The sequence below is a fragment of the Bradyrhizobium sp. SZCCT0231 genome (assembly GCF_018130245.1).
Lineage (GTDB): Bacteria > Pseudomonadota > Alphaproteobacteria > Rhizobiales > Xanthobacteraceae > Bradyrhizobium > Bradyrhizobium japonicum_F.
Genome location: NZ_JAFCKP010000001.1, coordinates 980984 through 999869, shown reverse-complemented (window position 1 = coordinate 999869; position 18886 = coordinate 980984). Strand labels below are relative to the sequence as shown.

Here is an 18886-nt window from a genome sequence, read left to right as displayed (position 1 = left end):
AACAGCGCTGCATGTGGCACCGACGGGCCGAAAGAACAAATGCACCTGACGGCCCGGATGCCGGAGTCACACAGACCATCTTGCAGCAGAACCATGAATTGTCATCGCGTGCTGAAGCGTACAGGCGCCGTGATGGATCGCCTGGCACCTGCCGGAGGTGCCGGTACCGGCGAGGCGCGGTGCACCAGCGCGATCACCTCTCGGTCGAGTTCAGCCGAGCCTGCCGAACGGGCGAGGCTTGCGGAGAGCACATTGCCCCTCTCATCGATGGAGAAGCGCACATAGGCTATGCCGCCCTCGCCGCGCGACTGGGCGCCCGACGGATAGCGCTTGTGCCGTTCCAGATGTCCCATCAGGAGCGATTGCCAGCTGGCAGGTGACAGCGAAGAGGCCCCAGACGCCGTCTGCGCAGCAGCGGTGCGGCTCGATTGCTGCGCTTGCGCCTGGGCGCGGATCGCAGCTTGGACTTCCGTTGCGGCGTGCTCCTTGCGCGGTTTTGGATTCTGCGTTGGCTTTTCCATTTTGGGCGCAGCCGCCGGTAGCGAAACCTCGACCTTCTCCAGGTGTGGCGTCTTCTCCCTGACCACCTGCTCGACAGGCTCGGGCTCGACCGTCGGTTCGGGCGGCGGGTCCTTGGGCACCTCCTCCTGCTTCTGGTCACGCTGGGCGACGTTTTCCTCGACGGATCTCAACGCCGGCGTGAGCTCGTTCATTTCTGTCATCGCCGCCTGCGGCGTCTCGGCCAATTCGATCATGACGGCCATGGGCGGCGCGTCGGCGGCGGCAACCACGAGGTCGGATCGCAGCAGCCAGGCTGCGATCCCTGCATGGAACGCAAGCGTGAAGACTGCACCGGAGACCCAGACCACCGCCTCCGCAAGCCTGACCTCGCGCGTGACGAATCCGCCGGAACGATTCACGGTGCACCCGGCGATGGCGTCGGAGCTTTTCCGGGAACGGCGGCGTCGAACCGCGCCGGTGCGGATGTGACCTCGAGGCCGACCAGCGCGACCTTCAGGTAGCCGGCTCCCCGCAGCAGGTTCATCACCTCCATGAGATGCTGGTAGTCGACCGTCCTGTCGGCTCGCACGAAGATGCGCGTGTCCTTGTTGCCTTGCGTAACCGCGTCAAGAGCCGCTTGCAGACCCTCGCGCGCCACCGGATCATTGCCCAGAGCGAGCGTCAGATCTTCCTTCAGCGACAGATAGAGTGGCCTGTCGGGACGCGGCACAGGCTGGGCGGTCGACGCCGGCAAGTCGACATGGATATCTACTGTCGCAAGAGGAGCCGCCACCATGAAGATGATGAGCAGCACCAGCATCACGTCGATGAACGGCGTGACATTGATCTCGTGGCTCTCTTCGAGTCCGTCATCGAAGCGTTCGCGTATGCCACCGGCCATGACGTCTACTCGGCTGCCAGCGGAAGTGCCGCCCGCTGCGCAGAGTCCGGAACCTTGCGGAAATCGAGATCGCGGCTCACGAGGCGTTCGACGCCGGCCGCCGCGTCAGCGAGCAATTGGCGATAGCCGGTGATGGAGCGGGCGAACACATTGTAGAGGACCACCGCCGGAATCGCCGCGACGAGGCCCATCGCAGTGGCGAGCAGGGCCTCGGCGATGCCGGGCGCGACCACGGCGAGATTGGTGGTCTGTGCCTGCAAGATGCCGATGAAGGCGTTCATGATGCCCCACACCGTCCCGAACAGGCCGACAAAAGGAGCGGTCGCACCGATCGTCGCCAAGAGCCCGGTGCCCCGGGTCAGGCGCCGGCCCGCCTGGGCCTCGATACGAACAAGGCTGGAAACGACACGCTCCTTGAGACCACCATTCCCGGCGAAGTCCAGCGCCGCCGCCGAGCGCGCCATTTCTTCGCTGGCCGACCGCACCATGAAGGCGGTTGGCCCACCGCGCTCGATCAGTGCGTATTCGGCTGCGGCGAGGCTGTCCGAAGCCGTGATGACGTCGAACGCGCGTTGAGCCCGGGCCCGGGCGCAGGCAATTTCGACCGCCTTTACGAACAGCACCATCCAGGTCAGAAGCGACGCAAAGGCAAGGCCGACCATCACGGCCTTGACCACCCAGTCGGCGGCAGCAAACATTCCCAGCGGTGACAGGTCATGCGGCATGCTGGCGCGCGGGTCCGGGCTCCGCGACGAGACCTCGGAACGAACGGCCGAGACGGTCCCGGCCGGGGTCGGCTTGACCGCCTCTGCGCCCTCTGCCGAAACCGACTGGCTGGCCGGCGCGGCGAGGCTCGCGGCAGGCAGCGTGTCCGGCTGCTCTGCCATCGCGCAGGACAATCCCGATGCCAAGGCGACGATGAGCACGATCGCCGTCATCGTCCAACGCCGCTTCTCCGAGCGAGTCATGTCACGTCCTTCCCATCGTCTTTTCCAGTTCACATTCACGGAGGCGTTCGACGTCCGCGCATCCTCCGCGTCACCGACCGTTCGGCGGATGATGCGCACCGCTGGCTGGCTAGCTTCTGAAACGATCAGTTTTTGCTGGCTTGCGGTTAGCCCATCCTCGCGCGGAGGAAAGCCCTTGACGAAGACGCTGACGACGAATGCTACGATCGCTTGCATGACCCAAAGGCGCTTTCCTTCGGGCAGGCATGTGATCACCGTGCAAGTGTTCAAGAAGACAAAAAACAATCCAGCAAACACCAGTTCAGCGCTCATCATGGCCTCTTGCCAGTCGCTTCGCTCACCGCCATTTCCCCGCCGCTGGATGCAGCAGACGGGACACCAGATGCTGCACGCGGGAAAAGGCGGCTCGCGCTCCGGCGACGGCACGTTCCTCCTCGGGGCCGGAGAGATTCACGGCATCGAGCGCCGCCGTGAACGCCTTCCAATGCGCGGCGCGCCCCTCTGGAGCTGCCGCCAGATGGCGGGCGCCGAACGTCTCCGACAACCCGAGTTTTCCGGCCGCCTTCAGCAGAAACGCCGCGCCGAGATTCGAGCCCTCCGCGACGTAGAGCCAGCCGAGCGCCGTCGGCAGGTCGATCCCGGCGTCCCCATGGCTGAATTCGACTTCGTCGCGGACGACGATCGGCGCGATGCCCAGATCGCTCAGATCCTGTTCGATCAATCCAAACCGCCGCCGGCTTGAGAGGTCGGGCAGCAATTGACCGAGCCTCGGACTGGAATAGAGCGGATCGATCGTTCGATGGAATTCATGCTGCACGTTGACGAAGCGGCCATACCTCTCACGGCTGGCGAAAGGGCTTTGCGCCATGATCGATTCATCGAGACTGTTGTGCTGCGCCTCCGTTTCAGCTTTGAGGCGTCTGGACCGGCTGGTTTCGAGAGGCGTTTCGATGTCGGTGGTGGTCATGCTCGCTAGTTCTCCCTGAAGGCGCGATTGATCTGATCCGAAAGTGGTGCTTGCTCGCTCGTCATGTCGAAGTCTCCGGATTGCTGTCCTCACCATCGGAACGATCAGAAGCGGTAGTTCACGCCGAATTTGATTGCATGCAGGTCGAGGTCGTTCTCCGCCTTGCGTCCGTTCGTGGTTTGGGAGGAGCCCGGCACTGTCCGGTTGGTGTAGATCCGGCATGTGCCGTTCGGCAGGAACACAACGCAGACCCTCACGGTCGATGGACCCATGGCGCCGGCGGTGGCACTCGGGAAAAGGAAATCCTGATTGCCGAAATGGTCATAGGAATACTCGCCCTTCAGCGTCCAATGATTGGTGAGCGCGTACTCGAAGCCCGCGCCCAAGGTCCAACCGCGGCGTATCGCCGAGGCTTGTTCCATGAACCTCACCTGCGTGCCGGCCACCGCTCCGGTCTGTGCCAGATACTGCGTGCGCGTTTCGGTCTCGTTCAGGAACGCGATGCCGCCTGCCGCATAGAACAAGGTGCGATCGAAGGCGTAACCGAGCCGCGCACGCAGCGATGCCGTCCAATCGAATCTGTAGTCGGTCTTGGCCTGGAGGAAGCTGCCCGCCGCCAACCGCGGCGACTCGGTTGCGATGGCCTCCTGCGTGGCCCTCAGCTTGGTCCAGGAGAACTCGCCCTCGGCGCCGATCACCAGGCGGTTGGCGAACTGATAGTTGAATCCGCCCTGGAATCCCCTCGTCAGGTCGGAGACGTCGACGTTGGCCGACTCCGTCGCGGCGACGGCATCAGACGTTCCGTTGCCGGTCTTGGTTACTCCCCGGCTCTTGCCCAGGCCGTAGCCGAGATGCCCGCCGATATAGACGCCGGTCCAGTCGCTCCCCGGGGCGCCGTACGAGGCATTGCCCAGTTTGACCTCCGGGAGCTTGCGAACCAGCGGACTGGTGTCGTCCAGCGTCGTCGTGTAGCTGACACGGGCCGTACGGCCTGGGGACGGGACGCTGATCGACGTGAGCGCGCCGAAATAGTACTGATTGGTGATGTTCTCGACACTGAAGTTCACGATGGAATTGGCGTCGATCTTGTAACTGCCGAAGAGGTCGTATACGCGGTACGACGGCCAGGTGAACGTCGCCGTGCCGGATTGCGGCCAGACGCTGCCCGAGCGCGCCGAGGAGAATTGCGTCCGCGCACCCAATGTCAGTCTCTGGTCGAACAGCCGGATGCCCGCCGTGACGCTTCCGGCGTATTCCGGCGGGATATAGTTCGCGGCGTAGTCGTTCTTGAGTGCACCCGTCGCGCTGGCAACCGCCGTAGGGAGCGGCGGCGCGCAGGTGGAGGCGGTCTCGCAATATTCGATCTTCGTGTATTTCGTGAAATTGCCTTCGAGGAAGAGCGAGCCTGCGTCGTATCCGCCGGAGATCTCGACGCCGCGGAAGTTTGCGCCGTGGATGTTGTACCATTGATATTTGCGATCACCCGTGACGCCTTCGTCCCCGGTCTGGAAGCGGACGATGTAATCGTCGTAGTGATTGTCGAAATAGGACAGCTTGACGCGAAGCTTGTCACCGGCGCGGACGACGTCATTGCGCAGGATGTTCACGCCGCCTTCGTAGTTCTTGGAGATCTCGGGCTGCAGGTTCGGATTGTTCCAGAGCAGCCCCTGATAGTGCCAATGGGATTCGCGAAGGCTCGGCGGACGGAAGCCTTCCTTGTACTGACCGTAGAACTGAATGCCTTCAACCGGCGAAATGGTGATGCCGGCATTGGGGCTCGCGCGTCCGCCGGAGCGATCCGGAAACTTGGTGAGATACCCCTCCCCCTCGGAGTTGTAGTGGTCGTAGCGCAGTCCAGCGGAAAGCGTCAGCCAGCCGATCGGCTTCAGGCTTGCGTTGCTGAACGTCCCGGTCATCAGCCGCACGCCCGAGGGGCCGTTGGTCTCCCAGCCTTCCGATCCGGTAATCGAACTCGCGAACTGCTCCGCCGTCGCGTGCTCGCGCGTGAACTCCACGCCATTGTCCCAGGTGAGCTGGCCGAGCGGCGTGGCGAACACCGACGTGTTGCCGGTATCGCCGCCAAGGGTCGTCACCCCCGAGGGCCCCGGCAGTAGGCCATGACGCTCCGATGCCACGTCGCTCAGCCAGAGATTGGCCCGGAAGTTGACATGGGGATTGTCCGATGGCTGAAACTTGTACTTGGCCGTGTAGGTATCGACATGCGTTTCCGAGAGCGGAAACTGGCCATATTGCAGGATCCCCGAGTTCAGCGCGAACTGATAGCTGAGCTCGTCGAGCTCGCCATAGCGCGAATTGTACGAGAGGTAGCCGAGCTCGAGAGACTGGCCGTCGCCCCATTTCAGCTTTCCCTTGGCCAGGAACGAGTCGGTATTCTCCGACGTGTTGAAGACTTCCTGGCCGGGGCCGACGAGCGCATTGGCGTTCGCCGCCGGCTTGAAGGTGATGCCGGCAGGCACGTCCGTCCCGGCGAAATAGTTGCCCTGGACGTGCTTCGAATAGGCAACCACGAATTCGTAGTTCTCCTTGATCGCTGCAACGGCCGCACTGCCTGACTGGGAGCCGCCGTTGAAGAACGATGGACGGCCCTCGCTGACTGGGTTGATCGTGGTGCTGGACAGGAAGCTCGGCGCGCGTTCCGTCACCGCATTGGTGCCGACGGTGCCCTTGAGACGAACACCGTAGGACTGGCCGTTCTTGACGATGTCGCCCGCATCGAGGGTGCGCAGGTTGATCGTGCCGGCGATACCGCCGACGCCGACGCCGGTGCTCGGCCCCTTGGAGATGTCGATGCCGCCGATCAGGTCGGGATCGACATAGGTCTCGTCGCGATTTCCGATATAGCCGCGGTAGGAGCTCGTGGTCTGCCGCGCACCGTCGATCATGGTCGCGACGCGTCCCATGCCCTGAAGACCGCGGATGTTGGGATTGATCGAGGTGCCGACATGGCTGCCCGCCGAGATCACGCCGGGCGTGTTGACGAACACGTCGCCGGCAGAGGTCGGCGGCACGCGGTCGATCTGCTCGCGCGAGACATGCGAGACGGAACCGGGCGTCTCATAGGGCGTATCGGGCGTGAAGCCGTCGGAGCGCTTGGCCGTGACGTCGATCGTATCCAGCACGAGCGAACCGTCGGAGGCAGGCGGCGCGCTGGCCTCCTTGTCTGCCGGATCGAAGATCGTGACGGCGCTGCCGCTGGTGAAGCGATAGGACAGGCCTGATCCCGTCAGAAGCTGCGCTATCGCCCGCTGCGGCGTGAACGCACCATTCAGACCGCCGGTTTGACGGCCGCGCGCGATGACGCCGCTATAGACCAGTTGAAGCTGCGAGGCGTCGGCGAAGCGATTGAGCGCGGCGGCGAGAGGTCCGGCCGGAATCGCATAGGTTCGGACGGCGGCGCTGCTCGGATTTTGCGCAGTCCGCGCAATGGCAGCCGACGATACCATGCTCGTCGCAAACATCGCCGTCGTCGCCAGGAATGCTACCTCGATCCATTTCCTCGTACTCGTCCCCAACACCACGCCCCCGTCACTTCACCGTCGCAACTCGCACCGGCCGCGGGCCGGTGCAGTCGCCTTCCGAGAGTGAGACGCAGGAGCGTTGGAAAAGAGGAGGTCGACGAAGCGAAGTTTTTCCTGATCAGTGATGCAGCAAGATCAGAAGGCTGCTCAGCCGCGTCGAGTGCAGACCGAGAGTCTGCTCGATAACCTCCAGTGCTTGCAGAGGATTTTTGGTATCGAAGACACCGCTGACCGGATGGCTCCCGATGGAGCCGTCGATGATTTGAATCCGTCCAGAATGGTAGCGATTGAGCTCCGCGATCACCTCCCCGAGAGGACGATCGACGAAGATCAGCTTGCCGCGTCGCCAGGCGGTCGCCGCATCGGCATCGACGGCCCGCACGACGCCGAGTCCGCGGCGCGAATAATCGAGCGCTTCGCCTGGGGCAAGCTCGACCGCCGTTCGGCCAGCCGCCGGATAGGACACGCCCACATGGCTTTCCAGCACGGTGACCGTCGCGGCCTCGTCGTCCTTGCGGACGGCGAACACCGTGCCGCGCGCAACCGCTTCGCCGGATGCGGCTGCGACGACGAACGGCCGCGCGGCGTCCTTGGCGACGGTAAACACGGCCTCGCCGCGCAAGAGGCGAATGCGCCGCCGCTCGCGCGAATAGTCGACGGCGATGGCGCTCGCAGTGTTCAAGGCGACGCTGCTGCCATCATCCAGCGTCACGATCCGGGCCTCGCCGGTCGCCGTCATGGCATCTGCCTCGAGCCGCATGGGAAGGTCGAGCGCATAGCCGGCGGTGACGGCCACCACGACCGCCGCCGCAGCGAGCGCCCAGCGGCGGGGCCGGGATGTGCGAGACGGATGCCGCCGAAGCGGGACCGTGCGGACATCGCCCTGTTGCGGCAATCCTGTGCTTAGTCCGGGACGCGGGATGCGGCCGAGATCGTCCCAGGTGCCGGCGACTTTCTCGTAGGCCGCACGATTGGCCGGCTGCATCAGCCATGCCCGGAAGCGCGCCTGCTCGCCAGCATCCAGCACCCCGGCGTCTTGGCGCACATACCATTCCGCCGCCTCGTCCAGGGCCGTCGGCTTCTCCCCGTCATTCATGGATGATTCGTCGTTCCAGCATGAAAACAGCGCCGCAAGAGTGGCGATCGCCCGCCATCTCACTCTCTAAGACGGAGCAATTCTAAAACAGAGGAGGTCAGCTGGGAGAAAAAATCAATCGCCTTCGCTCAGACGCCTGGTACAGTGAACGAGCGCGTGCCGGAGGTGCTTTTCAACCATATTCCGGCTGATTCCCATACGCTTGGCGATCTCGTCCGGCTCGAGGTCGTCAAAGCGTCGAAGGATGAAGCAATCGCGACACCGGGGCGGCAGCTCGAAAACTGCCTTGGTCAGAAGCGCCAGCCGCTGCCTCGCCATGAGCTGCCGCTCGGTGTCGGCCGTCTCGTCAACCACATCGAGATGATCGGAAGGCTGAGCCGCCGCGCCAAGGCGGGTCTGCTCGCGGCGCTGCTGGTCGATGACGAGATTGCCGACGAGCCGGTAGAGATACGCACGCGGATTGGCGATCTTGTCGTTGCCCGAGCTGGCAAATCGCAACCAGGCTTCCTGCACGACATCTTCGGCAGCAACGGGGTTGCGGAGCTTGCGGGAGGCGTAGGACCGCAATTCTCCGTAATACGCTTCGATCAGCGCCGCGATAGGGGCAACCACTAGATCGGACATCTGAATCCGAAACACACAGCATCCACACACCGGCGCGGACAGGCATGTCATACGTTCAGGAGATTAGTGGCGCAACATCGATATCTTAGAGCACCTCCAATTTCGCGAGGCACTGCACCATGTGCGGTCTCAACCGGCCGGCGGGGGTACTGGCCTTGAGGTGAGTGGCACAGGCCAGGATGGCCGAAGCGACGTCATCCGGCTCGATCACGCGGCGGACGGATTGCAGAACATGGCCCGCAGACATTGGCAACGAGGATCTGCTTGAAGAGATCAGCATCGCGATGCGCCAACACCTCTTTCAAGGACACACCTCCGCATTCTCGCGGCGGATTTGCCCGAGCTTTGCTTCGTCGCTCACCCTCTGAAAGCCCAGAGGGCGCAGGGAAGACCGGTGCTGACCTCGCACCCGCGGTCCGCTGCGCAAGAAGCACACGCAGGAAGAACCGCACAGCAGCATACAGGTGGTGCCAATCACTCGGCCTTCCCTGCGCGATGGTCGGACGGCTTATGCCGCGCTCTCCCGGGAGCCGAGTTCCTTCTGGCCTCCCTCACGCTTGCGAAATTCACCAGCCATCGCGCCGGTTGACGCGACTGCCGCCTCCGCAAGAGCTTGACCGTAGCAACGACGGCCAGGACCACACGGTTTTGCCGTACGCACGGCCCGCCATTTCGCCGCAGTTTTCCCAGCCCTGTCGACGGAGCCGGAAACTTACAGGCGAGACGAACCTGACAACGCCGTTCGTCCGCACGCAGCCTCGGGCTCACGGAGAGCAATCCGCCCTGCCCTAGACTTCTCGTACACGACGCTGCCGCGTCCACCGCAAGCCCAGCTCGCGAACATGACGATCAGCACGATCGCCCCTCAAGAATGAGCCGGGATAGGCGATACATACGCCATTTCCGAATTTCGGTAAAGCGGAATCTTTTTCCGGAGAGGCATTGACAGCATGACGAAACAGGCCCCGTCGCCCAGGTTGGCGAGGTCACTCCGATCGATCACCACAATGTGCCCAATGCTGCGGCGGCCTGCGCCGCCTCGTCCTTCGAGACGGCGCTTACGCGCCTCCTCAGGATGAGGCTCATCGGCGTCAGTGCCCGTTGAAACTGCTGCCGCGCACTCCGTCCTCATCCCGAGGAGCCCGCCTAAAGCGGGCGTCTCGAAGGATGGCCGCACGGAGAAGCTCTCAAATGCGATAGCCCTGCCCGCAAGCGGGAGAGGTGACCGCCCCCGCGGCAATCGATTCAACCTAAAGCCATTCCGCTTTAGATGCTGCGATAGTGCTCGATAGAGGCAAGATCGGGCACTATTCCGAGCCCGGGCTCTTCGCCAAGCTTAACGGTCCCTTCCCTCACGTCGATGATCGAGCCGCAAAACAGATCGCGCAGCGGGTTGTCGTTGGCATCGACTTCCAGCCAGCCATCACCTCCGATACCGGCGAGAAGGTGCGCGGAGGCAAGCAAGCCGAGACCTCCGCCGAGATAGTGCGGGCAAAACGTCTTGCCCGCGGCCAGGATGTCGCGCGCCAGCCCGGCGCAGAGGCTGAGGCCGCCCCATTTCGCAACATCAGGCTGAACCACGCCGAGCACGCCTTCGGACAGAACGTCCTTGAAGGCCTCGACGCTCGAAATGTTTTCGCCGGCGGCAATCGGCATCTGCGCTGCGGCGTGCAGCCTGCGCCATTCCTCGCGCGGGCGATCGGCGCGGATCGGCTCCTCCAGCCAGCGCAGATCGAATTCGGCAAGCCGCGGCAGCATCTGAAGCGCCTGCGCCATTGACCAGGCCTGATTGGCATCGCTGGCAAGCATGCCGGCGCCGACAAGTCCGCGCAGCGCGGCCAAATTGGCAAGGTCGGTCTCGGTGCCGAATCCGACCTTCAGCTTCAGCGCGCGATGGCCGCGCGCGAGCGCGGCTTCCGCTGCCTGCGCGGATCCCCCAGGATTGATGCCGCTGGCATAGACCTTGATCGTGTCGGACTGCCCGCCCAGAAGCCGCCAAAGCGGCAAACGCTGGCGGCGTGCGGAGAGATCCCACAGCGCGAGATCGATACCCGCGATCGCCTGCGCAAATGGTCCCGGTTCACCGCACTGGAGCGCCAGCACCTCGGTGCCCTTGGTCAAGATGTCGAAAGCCTGAGCAGGACTGCCAATTTTGCGACCGACAAGGCCCGGTGCAAGCACCTCGTTGACGAGCCGGGCGCGATGCTCAGCGCCGGGCGCTGGAAAGTTGGACCAAGCTTCACCCCATCCCTCGACGCCGTCTTCGTCGACAGCGCGAACGAAGACGGCGGGACGGTTGAGCATCTTGCCGAACGACGTCACAACCGGCGTCGCCAGCGGATAACGATAGCAAAACGCCTCGATCGAGCGGATGGTGAAGCCGTCAGTCATGTCGCGGATCCTGCGATCGGGAGAAGACCACGCAGTGCCACTATCTCAACGGGCGCGCGCGAAGTCACCTTCCTGCTTGATGTCAGTGAACACCGGAAAACGCGCCTTCCACGGCGCGGCCTTGGCGCACCCGCGACCTGTTGCACCGCGAAATCATTTGCGCCGCAGCATCCAAAATGAGACTGCCCGTCAAGCCGAACGGGGCGCCCACGCGTGCACCGCATGCAACTTCGGCTAGCTTTCACGTCAAATCCGCGAGCCCTTGAGAGCCGCGGGCGTCGCGCCGGTTGGCGACAAATCGACGACACAGGGGAGGAGTACAATGTCGAAATGCAGTGTGGGACTGCTCGCGCTGAGCAGCTTGTTTCTTTCAGGCGCCGCGATCGCTCAGGAAAAGATCAAGGTCGGCGTGACCGCTACGCTCGAAGGCACCTACACGGTGCTCGGCGAGGACGGCATGCGCGGCCACCAGACGGCGCTCAACGTGCTGGGCAAGAAGGTCGGCAACAAGGAGCTCGAGTTCATCGTCGCCTCGACCGACGCAACGCCGGACTCGGCCGTGCGCGCCGTACGCAAGCTGATCGAGCAGGACAAGGTGCAGATCCTGCTGTCGCCGCTCTCCGGCGACGAAGGCATCGCCGTGAAGAACTTTGCCAAGACCCATCCCGAGCTGACCTTCATCAATGCGGCATCCGGCGCGCAGGAAACGACCTATGTCGACCCTGCCCCGAACTTCTTCCGCTACAACATGGACGGCGCGCAGTGGCAGGTCGGCCTCGGCAAATACGCCTATGACGAAAAGAAGTATCGCAAGATCGCAACCGTCGGCGAGGACTATTCCTTCATCTACACCCAGGTGTTCGGGCTCGTGCTCGAATTCTGCGGAATGGGCGGACAGGTCACCAACCGACAATGGGTGCCGCTGGGCACGAAGGACTTCGCCTCCGTGATTGCCGCCCTGCCCGACGACGTCGACGCCATCTATCTCGGGCTCGGCGGCGCCGATGCCGTCAACTTCCTCAACCAGTATCAGCAGGCCGGCGGCAAGGCGCATCTGATGGGCGGTTCCATCATGATCGACCAGACCATCCTGTCGTCGAAGGGCAACGCCAAGAACGCGCTGATCGGAACCATTGCGGCGAGCGGTCAGGCCGACACCTGGGAGGATCCGGGCTGGCAGAAGTTCGTGAAGGCCTATCAGGACGCCTTCCCGCCCAACAAGCGCTTCCCAAGCCCGTCGCTGCTGGCCACCAACTACTATGATTCAACCATGGCGCTGATCCTCGCGCTGCGTCAGGTCAACGGCGATCTCTCCAACAACCAGGCGAAGTTCAGGGAAGCACTGGCGAAGATCGAGCTCGATGCGCCGAACGGCAAGATCAAGCTCGACTCCAACCGCCAGGCGATCGGCACCAACTTCGTCACCGAAGTCGTCGACGACGGCAAGGGTGCGCTGTTCAGCAAGGTCGTGAAGGTGATCCCGAACGTGAACCAGACGCTCGGCTATGATCCGGCCGTGTTCTCCAAGATCGGACTGCCGAGCCGCACCGTCCCGGAATGTAAGAAATACTGACGCATCACGCCTGCACGGTGTAAGCGGAGAGCGACTTGCTGACGCGGTCGCTCTCCGCTCTTGCAATCTCGGCGACGTTGTTGAACGCTGGCCGAAAAGACAAGAAGATCCGGGAGGGGAAGGCATGAGCCGTGCGCTCGCCGTCTTCCACGGCCGCTTCGGCCGGGCGACGGTTTACCAGTTGAACCGCCCTTTCAATATCCACGCCCATCGTGAAGGTCATCTGATCTTCCATGTCGGCGGCATGCCGGCGTGCATCGATGTCTCCAACGGGCACTATGATCTCACCGAATCTTCCGTCGTCGCCGTCAATCCCTGGGAGCCGCACAACTTCCTGCCGGCCGATCTCGACGGCGGCGCCATCTTCTTCGTGCTCTACGTCAATGCCGAATGGTTCGCGCCGGACGCTTCCGGCTCCGACCGTCTGCGGTTCGGCCGCACCCAGTTCAGGCGCACGCCTGCACTCGACAAGCACATCAGGCGGACCGCCGCGCTCGTGTGCGGCGCACCATCGCTCTCCAGCCTCGATTCCGAGCTGAGGAGGCTGATCGACATCTGCTACGACGAAAGCTGGCAGCAGGCCGTGGTCGCGCGCGATCCGCGCGCAAGCGGCTCCGTCACCGATTTTCGCGTGCGCAAATGCATCAAGATGATGTCGGAGAGTCCCGGCGCCGAGATCGAGCTCGACACCATCGCGCGCGAATCCGGCCTGTCGCGGCCGCATTTCTACCGGCTGTTCCGCGTCCAGACCGGTGTCACCCCGAACCTCTATCTCAATACGCTGATCATGGAACAGGCGCTCGAGGCGCTGGTGGCGAGCGAGACGCCGATCGCCGACATCGGCTTTGATCTCGGCTTCTCCTCGCAAAGCGGATTCACCCGCTTCTTCGCCGCCAATGTCGGGATGGCCCCGACCGATTATCGTCGCGCAGCCAAGGTTTTGCGCGCCTGACCGCGGCACGAAAAGATACTCACGATCAAACGTCACCGTCGCCGCCTGGCTAGGATGCAGGCAACGCGATCCCGAGATGATCGCGACCGACGGGAGCGTACGTTCATGGCGAGGCTAGCAGCCGGTCACGGTCTGCCTGCCCCCTCGCCCCGCTTGCGGGGAGAGGGTTGGGGTGAGGGGAGGTCTCCGCAAGCGCGGTGGCAGTTTGACTCGCGGAGAGCCCCCCTCACCCGGATTGCGCTTGAGCGCAATCCGACCTCTCCCCGCAAGCGGGGAGAGGTGAAAACAGGACGGCGCACATGAGCCGCTTTGTCGAACGCCATCCGGCCTGGGCGCTGATCGCGATCATTGCCATTGCGATCGTGCTCTGGATGATCTTCGCGATCTGGCCGCCGGGGCTCGAAGAGGCGATCGGCCGCAAGCGGGTCTTCCTCAACGCCCTCTTCAACGGCATCACGCTCGGAGGCCTCTATTTCCTCGTCGCCAGCGGCTTCACGCTGATCTTCGGCCTGATGCGCAACGTCAACCTCGCACACGGCTCGCTCTATCTGTTCGGCGGCTATGTCGGCTACGCCATCAGCGCATCGACCGGCTCCTGGATCCTCAGCTTCATCGTCGCCTTCATCCTGACCGCCCTGGTCGGCGTCCTGCTCCAGGTGATCGTGTTCCGCCGGATGGAGGGACAGGATCTCAGACAGACCATGGTGACGATCGGGCTGTCGATCGTGTTTGCCGATCTGATGCTCTGGGCCTGCGGTGGCGATTTCTACCAGATCCAGACCCCGGGCTGGCTGATCGGTCCTATAGAGCTGCCGCTGATCACGGCGATAAAATCCTCGGGTGAGCCGGTCTATCTCAGATATCCCTTGGTACGGCTCGTGATCTTCGTCGCCTCGGTGGTGATTGGCGTCGCGATGTGGCTCGCGCTCAACCGCACCCGGATCGGTATGATCGTTCGCGCCGGCGTCGACGATCGCGATATCCTGGCCGCGACCGGCGTGCGCATCCAGCTCGTCTTCGTCGCTGTATTCGCGTTCGGCGCAGGGCTTGCGGGCATCGCCGGCGTCGTTGGCGGCACCTTCCAGTCGTTGTCGCCCGGCGAGGACATCCGCTTCCTGCTGGCTTCCCTCGTCGTCGTGATCGTGGGCGGCATGGGCTCGATCCCCGGCGCCGCGCTCGGCGCGCTGATCATCGGCCTCGCCGAGCAGCTCGGCTCGGTCTACATCCCGACCTACGCCATCGTCGTGACCTTCCTGATCATGGTGCTGGTGCTGGCGATCCGGCCGCAAGGCCTGTTGGCGAGGCGCTGAGATGTCACTCGCCCACGATGCCCGCGTCGCCGTACGCCCCGCCACGATGGCGCAGCGCCCGGCGCGGACATGGCCGGAAGTCAACAATCCCGCAGCGTGGATCGTCGCAGCCATTCTCGTGATCATGCCGCTGATCGCCAACGGCTTCTTCCTGATCGAGATCTTCGCGACCACGCTGATCCTCGGCGTCATTGCGTTGAGCCTGATGTTCCTCGCCGGCTATGGCGGTATGGTCAGCCTGATGCAGCTCACCATTGCGGGCTTCTCGGCCTACATGGTCGCCGTGTTCGGCGTCAGCGGCAATCCCAATATCAGCCTGGGCTGGCCGTGGTGGCTCGCGGTGCCCATGGCGCTGGCGCTTGCGACCGCGTTCGGCACGCTCGGCGGCGCGCTCGCGGTGCGCACCGAAGGCATCTACACCATCATGATCACGCTCGCGATCGGAGCTGCCTTCTACTATTTCACCAACCAGAACTGGGCGATCTTCAACGGCCATACCGGCATCAACACCGTGGCCACGCCGCACTTCTGGGGCGTCAACTGGCGCGCCGACATCCCCTTCTACTATATCGTGCTCGCGGTCGCCGCGCTCTGCTATTTCGCGGTCGAATATCTCTCGCGCGCGCCCTTCGGCCTTGCGCTTCAGGGCGTACGCGACAATCCGCGGCGCATGGCGGCGCTCGGCTTCAACGTCAATGCGCACCGCATCGCCGCCTATGCTTTCGCGTCCTTCGTGGCCGCGCTCGCCGGCGTCCTCCAGGTCTGGAACTATCGCCAGATCTCGCCGGGCTCGGTCAGCGTCGGTGCCTGCATCGATGTGCTGATCATCGCCGTCGTCGGCGGCATCACGCGCCCGATCGGTCCGTTCATCGGCGCGCTGATCTTCGTGCTGCTGCGCACCTTCGCACTCGACTTCCTGGTCAGGCTCGGGCTCGACGGCAACCGCTTCCGCCTGCTGATCGGGCTCGGCTTCCTCGCCATCGTGTTCTGGTCGTCGGACGGCGTCATCGGACTGTGGCAGCGTTGGCGTCAGCGTCAGGGTTCGAACGCGCCATCTTCGAGCGGGGGGCGCCGCCATGGATAGCGTCGCTCATCGCCTCTCCGCGGTCGGCGCCGCCGCAGCGCTCGAGCTGCGCGGCGTGACGCGCATGTTCGGCGCGCTGGCAGCGCTGACCGACGTCACCATCACCGTGCGTCCCGGCGAACGGCGCGCCGTGCTCGGCTCGAACGGCGCCGGCAAGACCACACTGTTCAACTGCATCACCGGCGACTTCCCGCCCTCCTCCGGCACCATCCGCTTCTTCGGTGAGGACGTCACGCACTTCCCGCCCTATGAGCGTATCCGCCGCGGGCTGCGCCGCACCTACCAAATCCCGGCGCTGTTCCCCGGCCTTACCGTGCAGGACAACGTCTATCTCGCCTGCCGCGGCGTCTCGCGGGGACGCTTCTCGTTCCTGCGCCCGGGACAGAACGATGCCTTGATGCACGCGGCCGACAATCTCGTCCAGGCCGTGCATCTGTCCGCCGTGAAGGACCAGCGCGTGGCCGAGCTCGCGCACGGCCAGCAGCGCCAGCTCGAAATCGCGCTCGCACTCGCCGGTGCGCCGCGCTTCGTGCTGTTCGACGAGCCGGCCGCAGGCCTGTCGCCGACCGAACGGGCCGAGCTGATCGAGATCCTGACCTCCCTGCCCGCCCATATCGGCTACATCATCATCGAGCACGACATGGACGTCGCCCTGCGCGTCGTCGAGAGCGTCACGATGATGCACAACGGCCGCATCTTCAAGGAGGGCTTGCCGCAGGAGATCCAGTCCGACCCTGAAGTGCAGGAGCTCTATCTCGGAGGCGGCCATGAATGAGACCCGCCGCTCTTCCCCTGCGCTCGAGGTCCGCGGCCTCGACGTCTACTACGGCCACTCCCACGCCCTGCAAGGCGTCGATCTCACGCTGGAGAGCGGCGTATTCTCCGTCGTCGGCCGCAACGGCATGGGCAAGACCACGCTGTGCAAGGCGATCATGGGTCTGGTGGGCGTGAGCGGCGGATCGATCCGCGTCCGTGGCGAGGATGTCACTCGGCGGCCGCCGGCTCAGATCGCCAGACTTGGCGTCGGCTACGTACCGCAGGGACGCCGCCTGTGGCGCTCGCTCAGTGTCGATGAGCATCTGCGGCTTGCTGGCGGCATGCGCTCCGGCGCCTGGACCGTCGAGCGCATCTACCAGACCTTCCCGCGCCTCGCCGAACGCAGGGATCACGGCGGCGGCCAGCTCTCCGGGGGCGAACAGCAGATGCTGGCGATCTCGCGCGCGCTGCTCACCAATCCGCACCTGCTCATCATGGACGAGCCGACCGAAGGCCTCGCGCCCGTCATCGTCGCGCAGGTCGAGGAGATGCTGCTGCGGCTCGGCGAAGACGGCGACATGTCCGTGCTCGTGATCGAGCAGAATATCGGCGTGGCCACCGCAATCTCGCGCAACGTCGCGATCATGGTCAACGGCCGCATCAACCGCATCATCGACTCCGCGCGCCTTGCCGCGGACCGCGAACTCCAGCAGCGCCTGCTCGGCGTGGGACTTCACGCCGAGCTCGAGCCGGAGATCGACATCGCCGCCTCCAGCGTCGAAGCGAAACCGGCGCCGGCGCCACGCCGCGACGGACCGGTTCGCATCTACATCTCCAACCCGACGCTGCCGACGCGATGGTCGCAACCGGTGCCGATTGCGCGCATCGAGGCCGCAGCGCGGACGCTCTCGACGCAAGTCGCGCGGCTCGACGAGACGGCGCGGCGCAAGCGCGAACCGGTGGCGGCCCAGGCCTCGGGCCCGCCCGTCGTGCTGGTCGTCGGCACGCTCGACACCAAGGGCGTGGAGCTGCGCTACATCCGCGACATCGTCGCGGAAAGCGGACTGCGCACGCGGCTGGTCGACGTCTCGACCAGCGGCAAGCATTCATCCTGCGATGTCTCCGCGCAGGAGATCGCGCTGAACCACGGCCGCGGCGGGGCAGCCGTATTCGGCGCCGACCGCGGCGCAGCCGTGACCGCGATGGCGGATGCCTTCGCCAACTGGCTGCGGCGCCAGGGCAATGTCGCCGGCGTGATCTCGGCGGGCGGCTCCGGTGCGGCCTCGCTGGTCGCGCCGGGCATGCGGGCGCTCCCCGTCGGCGTGCCCAAGCTGATCATATCCTCGGTCGCCTCCGGCGACGTCGGGCCCTATGTCGGCCCAGCCGACATCACGATGATGTATTCGGTCACGGACGTGCAGGGGCTGAACTCGATCTCGCGCGCGGTGCTGGCCAACGGTGCCAATGCGCTCGCCGGCATGGTCAAGGCGCGGCTCGATGCACGTGCCGCGACGGAGCGCGCGGCCAGCGGGCTGCCTGCGGTCGGCATCACCATGTTCGGCGTCACCACGCCGGCTGTGCAGAAGATTGCGGCCGAGCTGCGCGACGATTTCGAATGCCTGGTCTTCCACGCCACCGGCGTCGGCGGCCGGTCCATGGAAAAGCTCGTGGAGTCCGGCCAGCTCGCCGGCATCATCGACCTCACCACGACTGAAGTCTGCGACCTTCTGATGGGCGGCGTGTTCCCGGCAACCGAGGATCGCTTTGGCGCGATCATCCGTAGCCGCCTGCCCTATGTCGGCTCGGTCGGCGCGCTCGACATGGTCAATTTCGGCGCGCCCGACACCATTCCCGAGCGCTACCGTGGCCGCAAGTTCCACGTCCACAATCCGCAGGTGACGTTGATGCGGACGACGGCCGAAGAGAACGAGCGCATGGGCCGCTGGATCGGCGAGCGGCTCAACCAGATGGATGGCCCGGTGCGCTTCTTCCTGCCCGAGGGCGGCGTCTCCGCGCTCGATGCGCGGGGCCGGCCATTCTGGGATCCGGACGCCGACGCTGCGCTGTTCCGCACTCTGGAGCGCACGGTGCGGCAGACCGGCAATCGCCAGCTCATTCGCACGCCTAAGAACATCAACGATCCCGATTTCGCCGCCGCCATCGTCAGTGCTTTCCGAACCCTGTTCGGGCGCGCCGGCGCGCGGCGGAGACTAGCGAGGTGACC

15 protein-coding genes are annotated in these 18886 nt (G+C 64.5%); 7 read left to right on the top strand and 8 right to left on the bottom strand.

The genetic code is table 11. The annotated features are described in order from the left end of the window. Positions 1-101 precede the first annotated feature (101 nt). From JQ566_RS34945 to JQ566_RS04425, 7 genes are all read right to left on the bottom strand, one after another. Complete coding sequence (locus tag JQ566_RS34945; protein WP_212370456.1) at positions 102-920, bottom strand: energy transducer TonB family protein; 819 nt, start codon at positions 918-920, stop codon at positions 102-104. Then, on the bottom strand, positions 917-1402 hold the full coding sequence (gene exbD, locus JQ566_RS04450; RefSeq protein WP_212370455.1) for a TonB system transport protein ExbD: 486 nt from the start codon (positions 1400-1402) through the stop codon (positions 917-919). Before exbD ends, JQ566_RS34945 begins: the two co-directional genes overlap by 4 nt. A 5-nt stretch (positions 1403-1407) precedes the next feature. Next, entirely contained in the window at positions 1408-2340 is a 933-nt protein-coding gene (exbB, locus tag JQ566_RS04445; RefSeq protein ID WP_434057810.1) for a tonB-system energizer ExbB, read from the bottom strand. 367 nt (positions 2341-2707) lie between these two features. Further along, complete coding sequence (locus JQ566_RS04440) at positions 2708-3337, bottom strand: biliverdin-producing heme oxygenase (protein ID WP_212370453.1); 630 nt, start codon at positions 3335-3337, stop codon at positions 2708-2710. Positions 3338-3441: 104 nt separating this feature from the next. Continuing rightward, positions 3442-6816: a TonB-dependent receptor domain-containing protein gene (locus tag JQ566_RS04435; protein ID WP_212370452.1), complete on the bottom strand. Its 3375-nt coding sequence runs from the start codon at positions 6814-6816 to the stop codon at positions 3442-3444. A gap of 178 nt (positions 6817-6994) precedes the next feature. After that, positions 6995-7972 (bottom strand): FecR family protein, encoded by a 978-nt coding sequence (locus tag JQ566_RS04430; RefSeq protein ID WP_212370451.1) that lies wholly within the window; start codon positions 7970-7972, stop codon positions 6995-6997. 114 nt (positions 7973-8086) lie between these two features. Beyond that, positions 8087-8596 (bottom strand): sigma-70 family RNA polymerase sigma factor, encoded by a 510-nt coding sequence (locus JQ566_RS04425; RefSeq protein WP_212370449.1) that lies wholly within the window; start codon positions 8594-8596, stop codon positions 8087-8089. Between the two features lie 179 nt (positions 8597-8775). Here JQ566_RS04425 and JQ566_RS04420 point away from each other — a divergent pair, with 179 nt between their 5' ends. Continuing rightward, positions 8776-8964, top strand: coding sequence for a hypothetical protein (locus JQ566_RS04420; RefSeq protein WP_212370447.1), 189 nt, complete (start codon positions 8776-8778; stop codon positions 8962-8964). A gap of 898 nt (positions 8965-9862) precedes the next feature. Here JQ566_RS04420 and JQ566_RS04415 read toward each other — a convergent pair. After that, entirely contained in the window at positions 9863-10987 is a 1125-nt protein-coding gene (locus JQ566_RS04415) for a mandelate racemase/muconate lactonizing enzyme family protein (protein ID WP_212370446.1), read from the bottom strand. Positions 10988-11309: 322 nt separating this feature from the next. Between JQ566_RS04415 and JQ566_RS04410 the strand changes: the two genes are divergently transcribed. From JQ566_RS04410 to JQ566_RS04385, 6 genes are all read left to right on the top strand, one after another. Then, positions 11310-12560, top strand: coding sequence for an ABC transporter substrate-binding protein (locus JQ566_RS04410; protein ID WP_212370444.1), 1251 nt, complete (start codon positions 11310-11312; stop codon positions 12558-12560). Positions 12561-12684: 124 nt separating this feature from the next. Next, positions 12685-13512 carry an AraC family transcriptional regulator gene (locus JQ566_RS04405; RefSeq protein WP_212370443.1) on the top strand — a complete coding sequence of 276 codons (828 nt, stop codon included), beginning with the start codon at positions 12685-12687 and terminating at the stop codon, positions 13510-13512. 299 nt (positions 13513-13811) lie between these two features. Next, a complete protein-coding gene (locus JQ566_RS04400) occupies positions 13812-14822 on the top strand; it encodes a branched-chain amino acid ABC transporter permease (protein ID WP_212370441.1) in 1011 nt (336 codons plus the stop codon). Between the two features lies 1 nt (position 14823). Next, a complete protein-coding gene (locus JQ566_RS04395; RefSeq protein ID WP_212370439.1) occupies positions 14824-15906 on the top strand; it encodes a branched-chain amino acid ABC transporter permease in 1083 nt (360 codons plus the stop codon). Continuing rightward, positions 15899-16681: an ABC transporter ATP-binding protein gene (locus tag JQ566_RS04390; protein ID WP_212370437.1), complete on the top strand. Its 783-nt coding sequence runs from the start codon at positions 15899-15901 to the stop codon at positions 16679-16681. The genes JQ566_RS04395 and JQ566_RS04390 overlap by 8 nt, the downstream gene beginning before the upstream one ends. Then, on the top strand, positions 16674-18884 hold the full coding sequence (locus tag JQ566_RS04385; RefSeq protein WP_212370435.1) for an ABC transporter permease: 2211 nt from the start codon (positions 16674-16676) through the stop codon (positions 18882-18884). The genes JQ566_RS04390 and JQ566_RS04385 overlap by 8 nt, the downstream gene beginning before the upstream one ends. Positions 18885-18886: the final 2 nt, after the last annotated feature.

Bases quoted from the DNA above. Each gene is read 5' to 3' on its own strand.
- JQ566_RS04400 (WP_212370441.1), top strand. From the start codon at position 13,812: ATGAGCCGCTTTGTCGAACGCCATCCGGCCTGGGCGCTGATCGCGATC.
- exbB (WP_434057810.1), bottom strand. From the start codon at position 2,340: ATGACGGCGATCGTGCTCATCGTCGCCTTGGCATCGGGATTGTCCTGC.
- JQ566_RS04405 (WP_212370443.1), top strand. From the start codon at position 12,685: ATGAGCCGTGCGCTCGCCGTCTTCCACGGCCGCTTCGGCCGGGCGACG.
- JQ566_RS04420 (WP_212370447.1), top strand. From the start codon at position 8,776: ATGGCCGAAGCGACGTCATCCGGCTCGATCACGCGGCGGACGGATTGC.
- JQ566_RS04410 (WP_212370444.1), top strand. From the start codon at position 11,310: ATGTCGAAATGCAGTGTGGGACTGCTCGCGCTGAGCAGCTTGTTTCTT.
- exbD (WP_212370455.1), bottom strand. From the start codon at position 1,402: ATGGCCGGTGGCATACGCGAACGCTTCGATGACGGACTCGAAGAGAGC.
- JQ566_RS04390 (WP_212370437.1), top strand. From the start codon at position 15,899: ATGGATAGCGTCGCTCATCGCCTCTCCGCGGTCGGCGCCGCCGCAGCG.
- JQ566_RS04385 (WP_212370435.1), top strand. From the start codon at position 16,674: ATGAATGAGACCCGCCGCTCTTCCCCTGCGCTCGAGGTCCGCGGCCTC.
- JQ566_RS04415 (WP_212370446.1), bottom strand. From the start codon at position 10,987: ATGACTGACGGCTTCACCATCCGCTCGATCGAGGCGTTTTGCTATCGT.
- JQ566_RS04425 (WP_212370449.1), bottom strand. From the start codon at position 8,596: ATGTCCGATCTAGTGGTTGCCCCTATCGCGGCGCTGATCGAAGCGTAT.
- JQ566_RS04440 (WP_212370453.1), bottom strand. From the start codon at position 3,337: ATGACCACCACCGACATCGAAACGCCTCTCGAAACCAGCCGGTCCAGA.
- JQ566_RS04430 (WP_212370451.1), bottom strand. From the start codon at position 7,972: ATGAATGACGGGGAGAAGCCGACGGCCCTGGACGAGGCGGCGGAATGG.
- JQ566_RS04395 (WP_212370439.1), top strand. From the start codon at position 14,824: ATGTCACTCGCCCACGATGCCCGCGTCGCCGTACGCCCCGCCACGATG.
- JQ566_RS04435 (WP_212370452.1), bottom strand. From the start codon at position 6,816: ATGTTTGCGACGAGCATGGTATCGTCGGCTGCCATTGCGCGGACTGCG.